Origin of the sequence: Paenibacillus sp. FSL H7-0716, assembly GCF_038002705.1 — a bacterium.
Taxonomy (GTDB): domain Bacteria; phylum Bacillota; class Bacilli; order Paenibacillales; family Paenibacillaceae; genus Paenibacillus_AQ; species Paenibacillus_AQ odorifer.
Genome location: NZ_JBBODA010000047.1, coordinates 1 through 16,256, shown reverse-complemented (window position 1 = coordinate 16,256; position 16,256 = coordinate 1). Strand labels below are relative to the sequence as shown.

At 44.8% G+C, this 16,256-nt stretch carries 18 protein-coding genes; 2 read left to right on the top strand and 16 right to left on the bottom strand.

Going from position 1 to position 16,256, the window contains the following annotated elements; translation table 11 throughout:
- Positions 1-2 precede the first annotated feature (2 nt).
- From MHH60_RS30450 to MHH60_RS30430, 5 genes are all read right to left on the bottom strand, one after another.
- Positions 3-353 carry an Asp23/Gls24 family envelope stress response protein gene (locus MHH60_RS30450; protein WP_036688625.1) on the bottom strand — a complete coding sequence of 117 codons (351 nt, stop codon included), beginning with the start codon at positions 351-353 and terminating at the stop codon, positions 3-5.
- A gap of 28 nt (positions 354-381) precedes the next feature.
- Positions 382-1,488 carry an AI-2E family transporter gene (locus MHH60_RS30445; RefSeq protein WP_036688627.1) on the bottom strand — a complete coding sequence of 369 codons (1,107 nt, stop codon included), beginning with the start codon at positions 1,486-1,488 and terminating at the stop codon, positions 382-384.
- Positions 1,489-1,529: 41 nt separating this feature from the next.
- Positions 1,530-2,867 (bottom strand): sensor histidine kinase, encoded by a 1,338-nt coding sequence (locus tag MHH60_RS30440; protein ID WP_256715161.1) that lies wholly within the window; start codon positions 2,865-2,867, stop codon positions 1,530-1,532.
- Between the two features lie 58 nt (positions 2,868-2,925).
- Positions 2,926-3,633: a response regulator transcription factor gene (locus MHH60_RS30435; RefSeq protein WP_170914177.1), complete on the bottom strand. Its 708-nt coding sequence runs from the start codon at positions 3,631-3,633 to the stop codon at positions 2,926-2,928.
- 155 nt (positions 3,634-3,788) lie between these two features.
- Positions 3,789-4,628, bottom strand: a complete 840-nt coding sequence (locus MHH60_RS30430) for a DegV family protein (RefSeq protein WP_036688632.1) — start codon at positions 4,626-4,628, stop codon at positions 3,789-3,791.
- Positions 4,629-4,798: 170 nt separating this feature from the next.
- On the opposite strand from MHH60_RS30430, the gene MHH60_RS30425 reads away from it, so the two are divergent.
- The gene (locus tag MHH60_RS30425) at positions 4,799-5,023 is read left to right on the top strand and encodes a hypothetical protein (protein ID WP_076136360.1); all 225 of its coding nucleotides are present in this window, start codon (positions 4,799-4,801) and stop codon (positions 5,021-5,023) included.
- A 307-nt stretch (positions 5,024-5,330) separates the two neighbouring features.
- Here MHH60_RS30425 and MHH60_RS30420 read toward each other — a convergent pair whose 3' ends face one another.
- Genes MHH60_RS30420 through MHH60_RS30400 form a run of 5 tightly spaced genes read right to left on the bottom strand, consistent with a single transcriptional unit; the run spans position 5,331 to position 9,594 of the window.
- A complete protein-coding gene (locus tag MHH60_RS30420; protein ID WP_306082159.1) occupies positions 5,331-5,684 on the bottom strand; it encodes a PHP-associated domain-containing protein in 354 nt (117 codons plus the stop codon).
- Positions 5,659-6,123, bottom strand: a complete 465-nt coding sequence (locus MHH60_RS30415) for a PHP domain-containing protein (RefSeq protein ID WP_306082157.1) — start codon at positions 6,121-6,123, stop codon at positions 5,659-5,661. The genes MHH60_RS30420 and MHH60_RS30415 overlap by 26 nt, the downstream gene beginning before the upstream one ends.
- A gap of 34 nt (positions 6,124-6,157) precedes the next feature.
- Positions 6,158-6,991 (bottom strand): energy-coupling factor transporter transmembrane component T family protein, encoded by an 834-nt coding sequence (locus MHH60_RS30410; RefSeq protein ID WP_076100351.1) that lies wholly within the window; start codon positions 6,989-6,991, stop codon positions 6,158-6,160.
- Entirely contained in the window at positions 6,978-8,723 is a 1,746-nt protein-coding gene (locus tag MHH60_RS30405; RefSeq protein WP_076136359.1) for an ABC transporter ATP-binding protein, read from the bottom strand. The genes MHH60_RS30410 and MHH60_RS30405 overlap by 14 nt, the downstream gene beginning before the upstream one ends.
- Positions 8,716-9,594, bottom strand: a complete 879-nt coding sequence (locus MHH60_RS30400; protein ID WP_076127114.1) for a cell division protein FtsQ — start codon at positions 9,592-9,594, stop codon at positions 8,716-8,718. The genes MHH60_RS30405 and MHH60_RS30400 overlap by 8 nt, the downstream gene beginning before the upstream one ends.
- A gap of 181 nt (positions 9,595-9,775) precedes the next feature.
- Here MHH60_RS30400 and MHH60_RS30395 point away from each other — a divergent pair, with 181 nt between their 5' ends.
- Positions 9,776-10,609: a MurR/RpiR family transcriptional regulator gene (locus MHH60_RS30395; protein ID WP_076136357.1), complete on the top strand. Its 834-nt coding sequence runs from the start codon at positions 9,776-9,778 to the stop codon at positions 10,607-10,609.
- Between the two features lie 31 nt (positions 10,610-10,640).
- Here MHH60_RS30395 and MHH60_RS30390 read toward each other — a convergent pair whose 3' ends face one another.
- The 6 genes from MHH60_RS30390 to MHH60_RS30365 form a co-directional block, all read right to left on the bottom strand.
- The gene (locus MHH60_RS30390) at positions 10,641-10,901 is read right to left on the bottom strand and encodes a helix-turn-helix domain-containing protein (protein WP_036688642.1); all 261 of its coding nucleotides are present in this window, start codon (positions 10,899-10,901) and stop codon (positions 10,641-10,643) included.
- Between the two features lie 15 nt (positions 10,902-10,916).
- A complete protein-coding gene (locus MHH60_RS30385) occupies positions 10,917-11,909 on the bottom strand; it encodes a hypothetical protein (RefSeq protein WP_076136356.1) in 993 nt (330 codons plus the stop codon).
- A gap of 314 nt (positions 11,910-12,223) precedes the next feature.
- Positions 12,224-13,945, bottom strand: a complete 1,722-nt coding sequence (locus MHH60_RS30380; RefSeq protein ID WP_076136354.1) for a helix-turn-helix domain-containing protein — start codon at positions 13,943-13,945, stop codon at positions 12,224-12,226.
- Positions 13,946-14,053: 108 nt separating this feature from the next.
- Entirely contained in the window at positions 14,054-14,830 is a 777-nt protein-coding gene (locus tag MHH60_RS30375) for an IucA/IucC family C-terminal-domain containing protein (RefSeq protein ID WP_076136353.1), read from the bottom strand.
- Between the two features lies 1 nt (position 14,831).
- Complete coding sequence (locus MHH60_RS30370; RefSeq protein ID WP_076136351.1) at positions 14,832-15,881, bottom strand: ABC transporter substrate-binding protein; 1,050 nt, start codon at positions 15,879-15,881, stop codon at positions 14,832-14,834.
- Between the two features lie 140 nt (positions 15,882-16,021).
- A partial coding sequence (locus tag MHH60_RS30365) for a hypothetical protein (RefSeq protein ID WP_341161196.1) occupies positions 16,022-16,256 on the bottom strand: 235 nt, incomplete at its 5' end.

Here is a 16,256-nt window from a genome sequence, read left to right as displayed (position 1 = left end):
TCTTAGAATGGCAGAGCGACCTTCTCAACCTTAACATTTACGGAAACTAGAGACAGTCCCATCATATTTTCAACAGCATTTCTTACATTTTGCTGCAGCATATAGCAGACCTCTTGAATCACACATCCGTAATTAACTATGACCTGAAGATCGATGGCAACATCCACTTCTTTTACTTCAACGGACATTCCTTTTTTTACATTTTTACCGCTTAGACGTTTAGCCCAGTTGTCCGAGATACTGCTTCCTGACATGCCGGCAATACCCGGTGTGTCCAGAACCACTTGCCCGACGATCGAAGTCACCACATCATCTGAAATATGAATCAGTCCTTGCTCCGTTCCTTCATTCATAGAAATCCCTCCATAATGTTTTATTAACTTAAGAGATATCCGGACTCTCCTCTACCTCTATCTCTACCCGGCGTTGCTTGACAAACAAATAATAGGCCTTGGTCAAGACGATTTTAACAATCATATACAGTGGAATAATCAGCAATATCGCTATGATCCCGCCTAAATCACCGCCAACCAATACCAGGATAATCGTTGTCAGTGGATGAATATCGAGCTTTTTCCCAAAGATGTAGGGAGCGATTAAATTATCCTGTATCTGCTGCGCTACCAGAACAATGATGATGGACCAGACGGCTATAGACGGGGATTGAATGAATCCGATGATGAAAATAGGGATACTAGACAGTATCGCACCAATAAAAGGCACGAAGTTCATCACAACTGCGATTACAGTCAACAGCAATGCATATTGCAGGCCGATAATAAGGAAACCAATATACATCAGCACACCTAAGGCTAAATTAACAAGCACCCGGCCCACGATAAAGCCACTAAGCGCACTGTCGATTTCAGTCATCATTGTAGTTCCTTCTTCACGATACTTCTTTGGGAAGAAACTTACAATCTTACGTCCGAATTTCCCACCTTCCTTAAGCATGTAGAATAACATAATCGGAAAGGTGAATAAAATGATCGCGAAATTCGAAACAAAAGAGAACAATCCTGAAACATAATTCGTTAACAGCGTAAACCCTTTATTCAAATAATCCGTCAATGTGGAGGCTGGATTCGCATCAGCAGGGATCAACGCAGACAGAAATTCATTATCTTCTAGTTTCAATAGCTGTTGATTCAAGGAGGCAATGAGATTTGGCATATTATCGACGAAATTAACTAATTGTGTGCGAAGTGAAGGCCAAACGCCGATAATAAAAGCAAACAGAAGCACTAAAATAACTACATATACGATGATAATCGCCAAAGAACGATTCAGCTTATATTTCTCCAAGGTATCGATCAGTGGCCGCAGCAGGTAATAAAAGAAACCCGCCAGCATTAAAGGCACTATAATGACACTGAACAAAGACAGGATCGGTGTGAATAAAAAATCTACGCGTGAGCCTAAAAATACAATGCCTAACACTAAAAGGATCGCTAGACAAACTCTGATGAAATTGTTCAGTTTAGCCATAGTTTCTCTCCCGTCTTCTGATTTGGATGTCTTCCAGCTCGTTATTTCGGAATCCGGATGGTGAATACCGTAGGTTCCTTCTTTCGGCGACTGAGATGAAGTGTACCACCCATTTTCTCTGTATTTTTCATAGCTATCGAGAGACCTAGCCCTGTTCCTCCCGAAGCTGTCCGCGCTTTATCTCCCCGAACAAACGGATCAAACATTGTGGACCACAGCTCTTCTGGAATACCCACTCCAGTATCAGCGATTTCAATCGTGACTTCTTTCTCCAAAGGGATCACCTCCACACGCAAATGTGTACCTGGAGGATTATAGATCAGTGCATTGGAGATCAAATTATGAACCACACTCGAGAGCAGCTCCGCATCAAAGTTCAAGAACACATCCTCTTCGGGAACATTTAGATGCAAAACAAAGTTCTTTTGTTCAATCTCTCCGTAGGTATCTGCAATGATTTCACGAATAAATTCGCCCAGTTCTTGACGCTCCATTCGTAGCAAGAAATCCGGTGAATCTATCTTTAACAGCTCCAGCATGTTCTGAATCAGCTTAGTAACTTGTGAGGATTTATTATAAATATAGCTTAGATATCTTTTTTGGCGCTCTTCATCCTCGCCTCTACCTTCCACAAGCGCCTGTGCAAAGCCCTGTATACTCGTTATCGGCGTCTTCAGATCATGGGACAGATCAACCATCATCCGTTTCTTACTTTCCTCTGCCTGGCGTTTTTCTTTGGTCGTCTTTTCAATTACATCTGCCATATAATTAAAAGTCTCTCCAATTTGCGAAAATTCCTTCTCTGCATATAAAGCGATTCGAGTATCATAATTCCCCTGAATCATCTGCTTCAACCCAAGCGTGATGATACGCAGTGGCTTCCTGATTCGCCGCGCTACCCAATAGCTGTACACGATAATTAGCAAAAGAATCATTCCCACACCCAAAAAGACGTAGTATGAAAGCGAATGATTAAAGTAGGCCACGAAGGGATCACTATTAATGGTGATGGTGATAGCTTCCCGCGGCAGCTTCAGCAGCAGCCACTCCGATTCGCTCTGAGCATTTAGCGTGGTCAACGAGTAAAAGTAAGCTTGATCTTCTCCATTTTCCAAACTTTTTAAAAGCTGGTTACTGGTATATTGGGTTACACCGTCTTTTTTTTCTCCAACAACCTTGGTGACCTTCATGTCTTGATCCAAGACCTCGATCCATCCCCCGCTACGCAGAAGACGTTTGGTTTCTACCCCATGCTCCAGATTTTCTCGATAAGCACTAGCTTCCACCTTCAAATCAGGATCAGCGATTTTATTTTTTTCGAAAATATGGGTCACATCAAGATTAATAAACAAATAATATACAATCACAAGAAAAAACAAAATACAGATAAACAACAAAAAATCCAGCGTCAGCGATGATTGTAAAGGTCGTTGATCTCTATTGCTCCATAGGCGCTTCAATTTTGTATCCCAGCCCTCTAATAGTCTTTAAATATACTGGCTTTTTGGAGTCTTCCTCAATTTTTTCCCGGATATTGCTGATATGTACCATGATACTATTATCTTCGTACACATAGAAATCTTCCCACACGGCCTCATATATTTTTTTGCGTGTAAAGACTCGTCCAGGCTGCTTCATCATTAGTTCCAAAATTTTGTACTCGGTAGAAGTAAGCACCACAGGTTCACCTGATCGATAGAGCAGACACTGGCTTTGATCCAGCATTAATTCACCTAATACGATCTGCTCAGCTTCTTTTTCCTCAACGACTTGCGCATCGAAATGATGTACACGCCGCAGCAGTGCTCCAACACGGGCTACTATTTCTAATGGATTAAACGGTTTCGAAATATAATCGTCGGCTCCTAGTTCAAGACCCAGAATCTTGTCATGATGTTCACTTTTGGCGGATAAAAATAACACTGGAAAATGATGCACCTCGCGGATCTTTTTCAATAATTGCAGTCCATCCAGACCCGGCATCATAATATCTAGTATTGCCAAATCAACCTTATGGTTCTGCACCTGCGTTAAGGCTTCAGTTCCACTGTTCGCTTCCAAAATGTTGTACTCTTTCTCTAAATATAATCTTAGCAATTCCACAATTTCTGCTTCATCATCAGCGATCAATATTGTATACATGATAATCCCCCCATCTAACTATATTCTGTGATTATTAACAGAGCCTAAACACAATCTAAAGAATAGCTAAATTATCACATAGGAATAAAATAAAAATCGCACACGGGAAACCGTCCCATGTACGATCGTAATTTGTCTGGATTGTGAGGATCACTACTTTAAAAAGCTACGCCAATTCCGCCTTCCCCAGCATAGGTTCCCATTACCGGACCCATGCTTGAGAGTAAGACTTCTTTGAAGGGATGCTTTAGTAAAATGCGTTCTTTAATCTCGAGTGCCAGCTTCTCACAATTACTGTGTACAATAGCGATAACCGCTTTCTCGTAATCATGCTGCTTCTCATCCAAATGCGCAAGCAGACGATTCAGTGCTTTTGGAAGACCCCGGGTCTTCTCCACTACTTCGACAGTGCCTTCTTCGCTGATTTTGAGCAGCAACTTTATATTGAGTACAGACGCTACGGCTCCCGAAAGCCGACTTAGACGTCCGCCTTTCATTACATTCTCCAGAGTGTCCAGCGTAAAATAAGCGTTAACTTCCTCTATCTGCTGAAGTACCTTTTCCTTAAGCTCTTGCAAGCTTGAACAAGTTAAGGACCACTGCGCCGCCAGGCCGACAATCAATGACAGCCCACCTGAGAAGTTTTTGGAATCTATAACCTCTATTGCATTGGTATGTCCTTCATCCTTATACATTTCCATAGCAATCATAGCCGTCTGATAAGTGCTACTAATATTAGAGGACATACAAATGACCATAATGTCAGTTCCCTCCTCCACTTGCTTGAACTTCTCAAGGAACTCGTTGGGACTTGGACTAGCTGTGGTAGGCAGCTCCTTGGATTCGCGCATTTGAGCATAAAAGCTTTTCGTGTCCGTATCTGCCGGCATTAACTCATGCCCAAAATGAACCGGTAGGTGGATCACGGAAACATTATACTTCTCCATGTAGTCAAGGGGCAGGTCTGAACCGCTGTCTGTTATGATCTTGATTGCCATAATATAAGTACTCTCCTTTCAATATCAGTACTATTATAGCCACCATAAAATGAAATCTCCAGTAACCTTTATAACTTGAAAAATTCTTCGATCTGTGCTATGTCTTTCTTCCTTAACTTGTCCTTATATGATATGGTTTATGAATAAGCGTATAGAAATGGAGTGTATGTATGAGTAAGGGAAGAGTATGGAACAGAGGCAAACATGATGGTACAGGACTATCGAGGAAAAAAACCGGAGATCAAGAGGGTACAGCTTCTACTGAAACTGAATCCACAGAACCTTCGAAGGAACCTTCCAATTCAAGAATTGATACTGTAAAACCGATGAATCGCACGAATTGGGTGACCAGACCCACCCGTGTCAGCAATAAAGATTCGAAAGACAAACGATAATTCATACATTCTAAGATTTGAGGACCCAGATGACGTTATTGGCAAATTCCCAGCCTTTTGAGCAGAGTTTCGGACTCCAGAGCCGTTATTCTGTAGAATGAGGTTCATATACGGTGTTATTCGTGCCATTAGTGGCTATGCGGTCCGTTAGCATCCCAAATGCGGAATAAAACTGCGTTTAAGATCATCTGTGTCCGATTGTATCCTTGTACATGCAAAAGTAATGAAATCCAGCGAACAACACAAAGGGTTGTCCCAGTAGCCATTTCATCATTTCATGGCTTATGGAACAACCCTCTTCTATTTTCTACGCCATATATCCTAACTCCGCTTCATCTCTGGAGAGGGCTTCGCCAATTAACTGCTTCAATAGTTTCTTCATCATTACCGAAGCTTTTACTTTGGTATGAAGACACGGAGAAACCTCTATTTCATAGTTCCCTTGTTTGATAGCTTCCTTCAATTCTTCCACAGTTGAGCAGGAGTCTTGCAGACGATTCACAACACTGCCATATTGCAAACACTGATGACTGTCACTGCCAGCAATCACAGGCACACCCAGCTTCTCAGCAAAGGGCGTGATCAGGTTTTTATAGGTCTCCACCCCCTGCATGTAAATATCCTTAGCGTTGAAATCAAAAGCGTCTAATCGCTGAAGCAATGCCGGATCCAGTTGATGTAAAGGTGTAGAAGTTCGGAAGGGCTCCGATTTTCCAAAGATTATGTTCGTCGGCCATATCAAGCAACTGCTTAAAAGGTATGAAATTCCCGTCCTGCGTATGCTCATCTAGTAAAGCGCGGACAGCTAGAACATTCTCCCTTAGTCCGATCAACAGGATGTGACCTGTCTCCGCGATATCCACTTCCATGCCTGGAAACAGTTTAAGTCCGTTCACATCGTAATAATGCCCGTTATAGGGATAAGTCTGATCCAGCGCATCATACATCGCAAAGAAATTAGAAGTATTAAAATGCTCGGTCAATGCTACAGCCTGTAATCCATTTGCCTTGGCTTCGAACATCATCTCCGCAAAATATTCGGGGGAAAACGTAGATTTTTTAGATAATTTACCATGGGTATGCAGATCAATATTCATCATGTCTAATTCGTCTCCTTTGAGCTTGTAAGTTATGTTAATACACCAGTTCAGGGTAGAGATAACCAATACAGAATATCAAGATGACATAAGCAGTGGATCCGGATAAAAAGTACCAGTCGGACCGCTTCATTTTCAAATAAGATAGCTTAATCTTCTTCACTTTCTTATTATTAAGCCCGTAGCTAAATCCCCGAGTCTCAAGAGCTTCAATCGTTGTTCGAGAACGTTTAGCTGTGTTCAACATAAGCGGGTAAAATGCCAGAATCACGATTCGCAAATAATACGTTATTGTTCGCCAATAGAAAATTCCATGTTGAAGTGGTCGTTGCCCTCTCAATCTAAAGGAAAGTAGAATCTGATGGAATTCCTCCAGTAAAGTAGGCAAAATACGATAGCCATAAGATAAGCTGAACGCAAAGGTATCAGGGATTCCTAAAGACAGTAAGCCGTCACTAAGTCGTTCCGGATCAAGACTAGAGAAAACCGTTATACTCGCCAGCGAAATCACCGAAAGCTTAAGCGTCAGTGTCAGCATAGGCAGCAAGGATTCAATTCCCCCGCCGAAAAAGAGCGACAATATAAACATCCAGCCAATCTGGCTGATTAAGCCGAGACATAATATAAAAATAATATAGGGGCTGACCCGGGAGAGGACGGTCGTTAAAACCATAAGCACGAACATCCCTAACAGGATTGTCCGGTTATGTACAAACCAAGGCACGATGGCAAAAAAGAGATACCAGAGCAGCAGGGTTCGCGGGTCCAGCCTGCCCAGAAAAGTGCTGCTGCTGTTATATGCGGTCCCGAGTAACTCCAATTTGATTTGTTCTACAGATATACGGTCAAGTGCCCGTTTAACGGCTTCCATGGATTGCAGCTACCTCCTTCTTTTCCACTAAACTCACAAACTCTTCTAAGCTACTACAAATTCTTGGGAGACCGAGCATACGACTTAGCTCCATCAATTGGGTCTGAGCCAGACCCGCACGCCGTAAAAGAAGGCCGTCAGCGAAAATTTCATCCTTCGTTCCATCCGCAATTATCCGTCCTTGATGCATTACAATTATTCTGCTGGCCCATTCAGAGACAAGCTGCATATCATGAGTTGCGATGACGACCGTCTTCACATGATTACGAAGCGTTTCCAGCACATGTACCATTTCTTGTTTGGTCGAAATGTCGAGATTAGCTGTCGGTTCATCAAGCAGCATGATGGCGGGTTTAACCGCGGCACCAATTGCCAAGGATACCCGGCGCTGCTGCCCTCCACTTAACAGTCGGGCATCCCGTTCAGCCAGCTCGCTTAAGCGAAACGCCTTTAGCATCTCATCCACTCTTTCATCCGTATCTGGTAGTTTCCGCGCCTTCAGATAATAGGCAATTTCCTTACGCACAGAATCCTCGATAAACATTTCCTCCGGATTCTGGAATACGTAAGCTACCGTACCGGAGAGACGTTCAGGCGGCAACCCGTTCACCGTCATTTCTTTAACCTTTACGGTTCCAGCTGTAGGTCTGACAATACCAGCAATCAGCTTCATTAATGAAGATTTACCTGCTCCGTTGTTGCCAATAAGAGCAATGGACTCTCCCTGCCGCAGTTCTAGCTGAATTCCATTCAGTACAGGATGCAGCACCTTATGAATCGTACGGTAAGAGAGGTGGACATTCTCCAGCTGAACGATAGAACTTTCTTCTTTTGCTGCTGTGGGGAGCTGCTCTTGAATACGTCCGATTGGAAGTGTTTCCACATTGGCATCCTGACGAAGCATCATGCGGGTACTGCCTTCCTCAGCATTTAAGGGAAGCAGCTTTGACTTCTGATCATCAGGCTGTAACAGCCAAGCCGCCCGGGTCACATCCGGTGGGTAAATGCCCAGCTCTAGCAATTCTTCTACAGATGACAAAGCTTCACGCACAGGCTTCTGCCAGCGCATTTTACCCTGATCCATCAGGACAACATTTTTACAATAATCCGCAATAAATTCCGCATGATGCTCAATCACTACAATGGTCTTTCCATGCTCTTCATTCAAACGCTGCAAAATATCATAGATATGACGGGCATGCTGCGGATCCAGCTGGGCTACGGGTTCGTCGATAACCAGAATTTCCGGATCCATAGCTAATGCTCCGGCCAGAGCGAGCAGGTGTTTTTGCCCACCACTTAACTGCCAAATAAATTCATGCCTCAAGTCACTAAGTCCGGTTAACGCCAGCGCACGCTCTCCCCGTTCCTTGTAATCCGTAAATCCATAATTCAGAGGTGTAAAAGACACATCATCAAGTACCGTCGGCCGTACCAATTGATTCTCGAAATCCTGATAAACATAACCGATACGTTTGGACAGCTCTGCTACACTTTTTCCATCCGCAGATTGGCCGCAAACTGTCACCTCTCCACTGAAATCACCCGTGTAATAATGAGGAATTAAGCCATTGAAGCATTTGCAGAGAGTAGATTTCCCGGAGCCATTACTGCCGATGATCGCAATAAAATCCCCTTCTCCCAGTCGTAAGTCTACGTCTTGCAGTACTGGTTGTTCAGCTCCCGGATACGTAAAGTTAATTTTGTTCAATTCAAGAATTGTATTACGCATCTGCTTGACCCGCTTCCTGTCTTTTTCGTGCCGAACGCCGAAGCAGTGCAATAATCGCCGTTGCCGCTACTACAGCCGCTACCAACATACTGAGCCAAATCAAGGTCTTTTCATTCGATTCCGCCCCTGCAAGCTCAAAATCACCGAAGTTCCAGCCCGATTCCGATAACAATTCTGACCCCACCGCTACCATTACTAGAAAGGTTCCGGCAATGACCAGCTTAGGAGATAGCCATGCTCCTGTTGCATATTTCATATTCCGCTCACGTGGCTTCATGCCGAGCAATGGTTCAATTTTTCCATATAAACGCGGAACCAGATACATGGTAGGAATCAGCGCGAACAAAATGCCGGAGAAGAGGACATCATTCAGGAACCCTACTCCCTCAATTACAACGATACTTTCTGCCAGCCCTTTAACAGCCTCTAGCTCTTCTACCCCTACCCATACCTTCACAATATCTATAACGGAGCTAAAAAACTGGTGAATCGCCACGCCGGTAATCGCAGCCACTCCAACCTGTCTACGATTCTTCGGATCAGATACCATGCGGCCTGCGGTATACATCGCCAGTGAGAAGGTAATGAATTTCTCCAGCTCCCCTAAACCTCCAAATTGGCCTAACATCAATTCCCCGAAGATTACCTCACCAACAGCTGCTCCGACCGCCGCATATAAGGGGTGAAACAACATACATAATGTCAAAGGAATAAAAGCGAAATATTCAATGGATAATTCAATCGGGCCCAGTTTGATCCCAGGCACTAGCTCGGTAAACATATTGGACAACCCGTAAAGCGACATCGACAGTACAAAAATCATCATTTTTTGTGACTGAGTCAGTGTGTAACGCGTTTTTATCGTGCTCATGAAATATTTGGCCTCCCAATAAGAATTTATCTTCATTATAAGAAGGCCATGTCATCACAGCTTTTTTCATTTGTTAAATGAGAGTAATATTTTTTTCAATATTTTTAACGTTGTAAAAATATTTACAACATATTCGCACGTTATATTCTATCTATCGCATCATCATAGGAGGATTGAGAGATTGTATAAAGATTGGAACCATCGCGCTTTTTCGCCTAATCAACGGATAATTGCCGACTTTATTCAAAAAAATGAGCAACGTGTGGTCTATATGACCGAACAAGAAATGGCAGACGAGCTGCATTTGAGCATCGCCTCTGTTTCACGTTTCTGGAAAGCTGCGGGGTACAAACATGCCAAAGATTTTAAAAACCGGCTCCGTTTCCGCTTTGAATCCACACCTTCTGTAAAAATGCGTGATGCCATGCAGCGATCAGACGATACCTCACTCCCTCAACTGCTGCTGGACAATTGCTCACATCATTTGCAAGAAACACGCCGCTATTTAAACGACGATGTACTAAAGCGTGCAGTAGATGCAATATCTACAGCTCGGATTATTTATGTATACAGCCCTGGCCCTTGCGCCGGGTTAGCCGAGCTAATGATCTATCGAATGGCGCGTTTTGGTCTTCAAATGAAAAAAATGGCCCCCAGCGGCCATGAGCTGCTAGAGACCTTAATGCATGCTGACAAACAAGATGTCTTGCTTGTCTTTGGATTTGTGCAAATACTGCCTGAGATTGAAGTCATACTGAACCATGCACGTGAAGTAAATTACCAGGTCATCCTGATCACAGATAGACTCGTCTACCCGCGATCCCAAGATGCAGATATCGTGCTTTATGCCGGGAGAGGTGAGGTTTGGGAGTTCCACTCCATGGTTGGCCCCACCTATATTATTGAGAATCTGATCCTTGGAGTGGGATTAGCGAACAGGGACAGTAGTCTAAGCAAGCTGGATAAATTGCAGCAAATGCGCGCGCAGTATGGGGGGAAGCTCCCGCGGAGTTAGGTTTAGATTTGACAGCAAGGTGAAGAAATATTTAATTCATTCCTAAAGCTTCTTTAATTTGTGGGATAGATAAACCGTTTGCTTTCATTTCTTTGATCCAAAGAATGCGCGCGACGGTTTCTTCTCTTTTATATCTGCGTGTTAAGTTCTCCTCTGCCTGTTCAAAGGGCAGCATGCCTTCTTCTGTGTAATGTTTGAGTGTACTATAACGAGCATTTGTGATTCTTACTAATTCCCCTATCGATACATATTCTGACGCCATAATATTCTCCATGGATCGTTGTCTAGACATTGATAACCAACTCCTTTACAGCGGGCGCTTTGGAATAAGACGCACACCTTGAATTGGCACTTTCATCATTACAAAATGTGGGATCGCATCGTAGAGCAAATTATCAATTTTAAGAGTCGCAATCGATCCTCTCTCCAGCACCTTAACTTCATGTCCATAGGACATTAATCTTGTAATAACTGCGTCTAACCTTTGATTAGAATTATCAAACCAAGACTCTGTTTCTATAAAGACAGCTCGTGATCGCTCTAGGGCAGGGAAGATAAGATTGAGACTGCTGCCGATAAAGGTCTTCGCAAACTTTGTCTTCAATGCTAAAAAACGTTTGATGCCTAACTCAACTCCCTGGCGGATTTGTATAGGAAACAATGCCTTTGCCCATAAGTTACTTTGGTATAGATCATGTAATTTGATATTCACCTGTTCTAATTCGTTCAGTGAGAAGAAATCTTGCATACATCCACATTCACGAAGTAGCCATAGCATACAAATGACCTCATCCGTAACTGGTCCCTCTTCCAAAATCTCTGCCCGCATATTCTCTGTAATGCTCGTGTACGCCTCCATATTACTGCGATAAGCTCTAATTTCAACTTCAGCAGAATCAAAATACATGTCGCTCCCTATCAGGCTTGGTATATCTTCAAGCAAATTCATGGCTTGAAGATCATCTGAAATCGCGGTTTCGAACTTTTTTAATTGATGGTTAGACTTCCTCGAAGCCTTCTTTAACCACCAATTTAGGTCACCCGTTACCTCAGCACTATTATGAAGTAAGGGTTGTAGAACAGTTTCTCTATAGAGTGTTGAATAAGATTGATCGAGTGCTTCCTTGTGCAAAGTTAACTTGTTCTCTGATTGTGTAAAACATCCCTCTAAGTAAAGCTCCAATATAACCGCTGCTGCCATGCAGCGCAAAGACACTTTCTTAACAGTAGTCATCTGAAGACTTCTCTGTGCATTAAGCGCGATCAATGAAAAACTTGGTGCTAATTTAAGATCCATCATAACCATCCACCCCTATCCATTAATTCCTATTAACAGGATGATATTTATTCCGTATGGTGAGCGTTTGATTTACTTACTACTTACTACTTACTACTTATCACTTACAATACACCATCTTTACAATAATTGTCAATGGTTTGGAATAACGTAAAGGAGGCCCTGCCCTTAGCACCTGCATGAGCCAACAGATAGTTCTAAGCGCTATCCCAACAAAAAATAATCCGCAGCACAAACAAGCTCCTGTGATAATCACAGGAGCTGTTCACGTTTAGGCTAAAAACAGCCTGAAATTAGGGGATGCTCTTAAATACCGCTCAGGCCAGCAAGGTACGGGCTACCTGATCCACAATGTAATTGATACCTGTCGGTCCGTAGCAGCCGATCCATGTAGCGGCATCTACCGGGTATATATACGGCCGCTCATCGGAATCCAACATCCCTCGGACGCTTTGCTCTGTCGCAGATACCCCCTCCTGCATCATCTCGTTACTAAGTAAAAAATAATGGCTGGCATGCACAGCTGGCAGTCTATCAACTGTAATATGATAAGCCGTGTCGGAAGTGTCTGCGACAAATAGAGGAGCAGGCAGACCAAGATCACGGTACAGCACGGCGCCTGTGCGATGGGAGGCAGTATGTACCCGTACCAGCGACTCACGCGGACGGATCAAGGCCACGCTCTGACCCGCCAGCGCCGTTGCAAGCTGCTCAGACAGCAATGCTGTTCGGCGCAGGTAATCCGCAATCATACGCTCCACCTCTGTCCGCTTGTCCGTTAATTCACCGAACAGGCTCAAAATCGTCTGCCAGCTCTCATTCCGTTGAAACATTAGGGTTGGCGCAATCCGGCTTAACCGTTCATAATGCTGGGCATGCACCTCAGTACAGACAATCAAATCCGGCCGCAGCCGTTCGACAGCTTGCAGGTCCGGGTACTCATAAGTTCCGAGCATTTCCGTTGTCTTAAGCCTTTCCCTGATATATTGGGGGAATTTTAACGCTGCACTGCCCGTTCCTACACTCCCTGCCGGAGATATCCCAAGCGCAAGCAAATGGTCTGCATACTGAACGTCGAGTACGGCGATACGCCTCGGAGAAGCGGTGACGCAATATTCGCCTCGCATATGACAAATTACCGGGCCTTGCAGCGACTCGTACGATGAGGCCAGGCGATCCTGCAACCCAGAATATGCTGAGAGAGCACCGATCCCTGAAGCGGCAGTGCGCCTGTAGATCTGCGGGGGAACTCCATGATATTTCTTAAATGCCCTGCTAAAGTAATACATGTCGCGATAGCCCGTTTTTTCTGCAATTTCGCCGATGGGAGCATCCGTATGACGCAACATCCGCTCAGCACTCTCCATCCGCAGCTGGATTACATATTCCATCGGTCCTAGTAACTTCTCCTGTTTGAATCGCCGCTGTAACTGTCTTGTACTGCATCCGGCAAGCGCTGCCAGCTCCTTAAGCTCCAGCTCCTGACGATAATGCCCCGCTATATAGGCAGCGACAACATCCACCATATCCGTCTCTGTGCCTTTCTGACCACATTCATACTCCATAATAAGCTCGTAAAGCATTCCTTGCAGTAGCGCATTCGCATGGAAACGCTCCAGCCCTTCGCCCCGGCTCCATTTGGCTTCGATTTGTTCCGCAGTCTGATGCAGTTCAGCCAGGAGCACAGGACGGTGAACAAATGAAGTTCGTAATGGGTGATTGCGCTGCGGAAACAGAACATGGGCAGCCCCCAACATTGGAAAAGCCTTGTACATAATAACGGTATAATGAATGGATTCTGATCCAGCAGTCAAAGTAAATGCTGATCCCTTGACTGCGTGACAAACGAAATAGGCCTGGATATGGCAAATTTCGCCATTCATCACAAGCCTACCTTCCCCGCCGCCTGCCAGCAGCAACACATTGGCTGTTAATCCGGTTTCGCTCATAACGCCGCCGGGTGGCAAAGTACCGCTGCGCACATCAAGCATCTTGATCGTTGTCTCACTCCATAAACTTTCCTGTTCTTTGAGCGGCATTTCTCTCATCTCCTGACAAAAGCATCCTCTGTTTAACGGGCGCACTTGAATAGGATTACATGCTTTAGTGAAAGCGCGTCCGCAACATAAGTGAGTGCGTTGCTGTTGTCATTTTAATTGAGATTCATTCTCATTGTCAATTTTCGGACATTTTCCGCAATATTCCGCCGACATCCTGTAATAAAAACAGCAGGTGATACGCTTGTTTTTTGCAACCGGAGCCAGGTCATTGTTCTCTGTGAACCGGGTAAACGGATTGCGTCTTGCGCCGAACAACTGTCCGGGAGCTATCCGGGTCAGGAAGGCAAAATCGGCTTGCATTCGTTGCCTTTCTTGCCCAAATTCATCTGTTCCAGGAGAATACAACGGGGCAATGCGTACCATAATATTCTCCCAAAGTACTGCCATGGAGACGGGACCAATTGCAGCAAGTGTGTGCAGCATCGGCGCAAGACGTACCGCGAAAATTTCCTCTACGATCTCTTCACGCCACGCTTCCCTGTCTTCGGGTGCCGCCGTCGCTCGAAGACAGGGAAGCGCAAGGAAAGGAAAACGCGTATCCCCTTTAAAAGCTGGGGAAGCCGGATGATAGAGGAAGCAGTTCTCCAGCAGGATGGAGACTTCCCGGTTATGAAGGGTCATAGCGGTCAGCATCGGCGCGATCCACAGATAACCGATCCGCTTGGCCAGCATGGAAGCGGCAACCTGCAGATTAGGCGCACCGATATAACCCTTAAGCCAGCTTACATACTCGCGGCATGCAGCTTCTTCGTGCAACTGGCTAAGGGCAATTGTCCGAACGTTTCCTTCAGGCGGTTCACCTACCCACAGACGGTATTCCTCCGCCATTTGCTTCCAGGTGGCAGACGACAGATAGTTGTCCATTTTAATGCGATCCCAACAGCGCTTCCGCCGTTTGATCTACAATAATGTTGAGGGCAATTGGCCCATAATAAGCGATCCATAGCGTTGAATTCACATTGTATACGCGGTTATTTTTAACGGCATCATGAGATTTCCAGACCGGACTGTTCGCCATTGCCTCTGCCTCTTTGGCAAACAATTCATCCGATAACAGGAAATAGTGATCTGCTCCGATATCAGCGATGGTCTCCATCGAAATTTCAACGGAGGTATCATCTTTGATCTCCTGAACGAATGCAGGGATATTCAATCCCAAATCCTCATAAAGAATGCTTCCGGTCCGATGTTCGGGACCGTGTACGCGAATACCTTCCGGTCTTGGGCGAATCAGAGCTACCGTTTCGTCACCCAGCTTCGCCGACAGCTGTTCCCGCAGTCCGACGATTTTGTCCTCGTAGGCTTGACGCACTACCTTCGCCTCCGCCTGCTTGCCCGTTATCATACCGATGGTAGCCGATGTATCCCGCCAATCTTCATAGAAGTCGAGTACTATTGTGGGCGCTATTTTACTGACGCTGTCATACACCTGCTCCTGAAAGTCCGTCATCAATATAAGATCCGGATTCATCGCTACAATAGCTTCAAGATTGGGCTCATCGCGTGTGCCCAGGACCTTCACATCACCCAATTGTTCACTTAAATATTCTGGAAACTTTGCATCTTTCGCTCCAGCCACAACGCTGCCTGCCGGATGCTCGCCTATCGCTAACAATTGATCGACGAATTTCACATCAAGCGCAGCGATGACCTTCGGCTTCTCAGTCAGCGTATATTCGCCCTTCATATGCGAGATGGTAACCGGGAAGGCTGCAGTCTGAGACTGTGTCTCAGATGTAGGCGACGGCTCGGCTGAAGCAGATGGCAGTGCGGCAGTGCCCGCATTTGCTCCACCTCCAGTACCGCAAGCCGTTAGCACAAGTACCAGTGCCATCATCCATATCATTAATAGTCCTGCTTTTTGGGCAGCATCTACCTTTCTACCGGTTGCTTGCCTCTTCTTTGTTCTTTTCAAGCTGACTCCCCCTTATGTATGATAATGATTTTCATTATCAGATCAATAAAGCGAGTATAATCTATCTTCATACTCTATTTCCATGTACTTTTGCGACATTGCAGCCGGATTAATGCGACATTGCACACCATAGGAACGACTCAGGAGAACCGCAACTGACTACAAAAATTCCACACAAGCACCCAATTCCCTAATTTCAACATAATTTCTTTGCTCCTGTTCTGAAAATAGCCAACAAAGTCGATGGTAATCTCGCTCAATTCTAGCTTTTCCTTCTCCAGAAACTGATCATCGAGCAATCTGGCTACTTCAGAAATGGTTCTCCCATTGCACTCCCTGCTTCTTCCCAAAATGAAAAAAGGTATCTTTGTATTA

Coding starts and splice junctions, on each gene's coding strand:
- MHH60_RS30450 (WP_036688625.1), bottom strand. CDS start 353: ATGAATGAAGGAACGGAGCAAGGACTGATTCATATTTCAGATGATGTG.
- MHH60_RS30445 (WP_036688627.1), bottom strand. CDS start 1,488: ATGGCTAAACTGAACAATTTCATCAGAGTTTGTCTAGCGATCCTTTTA.
- MHH60_RS30430 (WP_036688632.1), bottom strand. CDS start 4,628: ATGGCAATCAAGATCATAACAGACAGCGGTTCAGACCTGCCCCTTGAC.
- MHH60_RS30425 (WP_076136360.1), top strand. CDS start 4,799: ATGAGTAAGGGAAGAGTATGGAACAGAGGCAAACATGATGGTACAGGA.
- MHH60_RS30415 (WP_306082157.1), bottom strand. CDS start 6,123: ATGATGAATATTGATCTGCATACCCATGGTAAATTATCTAAAAAATCT.
- MHH60_RS30410 (WP_076100351.1), bottom strand. CDS start 6,991: ATGGAAGCCGTTAAACGGGCACTTGACCGTATATCTGTAGAACAAATC.
- MHH60_RS30405 (WP_076136359.1), bottom strand. CDS start 8,723: ATGCGTAATACAATTCTTGAATTGAACAAAATTAACTTTACGTATCCG.
- MHH60_RS30400 (WP_076127114.1), bottom strand. CDS start 9,594: ATGAGCACGATAAAAACGCGTTACACACTGACTCAGTCACAAAAAATG.
- MHH60_RS30390 (WP_036688642.1), bottom strand. CDS start 10,901: ATGTCTAGACAACGATCCATGGAGAATATTATGGCGTCAGAATATGTA.
- MHH60_RS30385 (WP_076136356.1), bottom strand. CDS start 11,909: ATGATGGATCTTAAATTAGCACCAAGTTTTTCATTGATCGCGCTTAAT.
- MHH60_RS30380 (WP_076136354.1), bottom strand. CDS start 13,945: ATGCCGCTCAAAGAACAGGAAAGTTTATGGAGTGAGACAACGATCAAG.
- MHH60_RS30375 (WP_076136353.1), bottom strand. CDS start 14,830: ATGGACAACTATCTGTCGTCTGCCACCTGGAAGCAAATGGCGGAGGAA.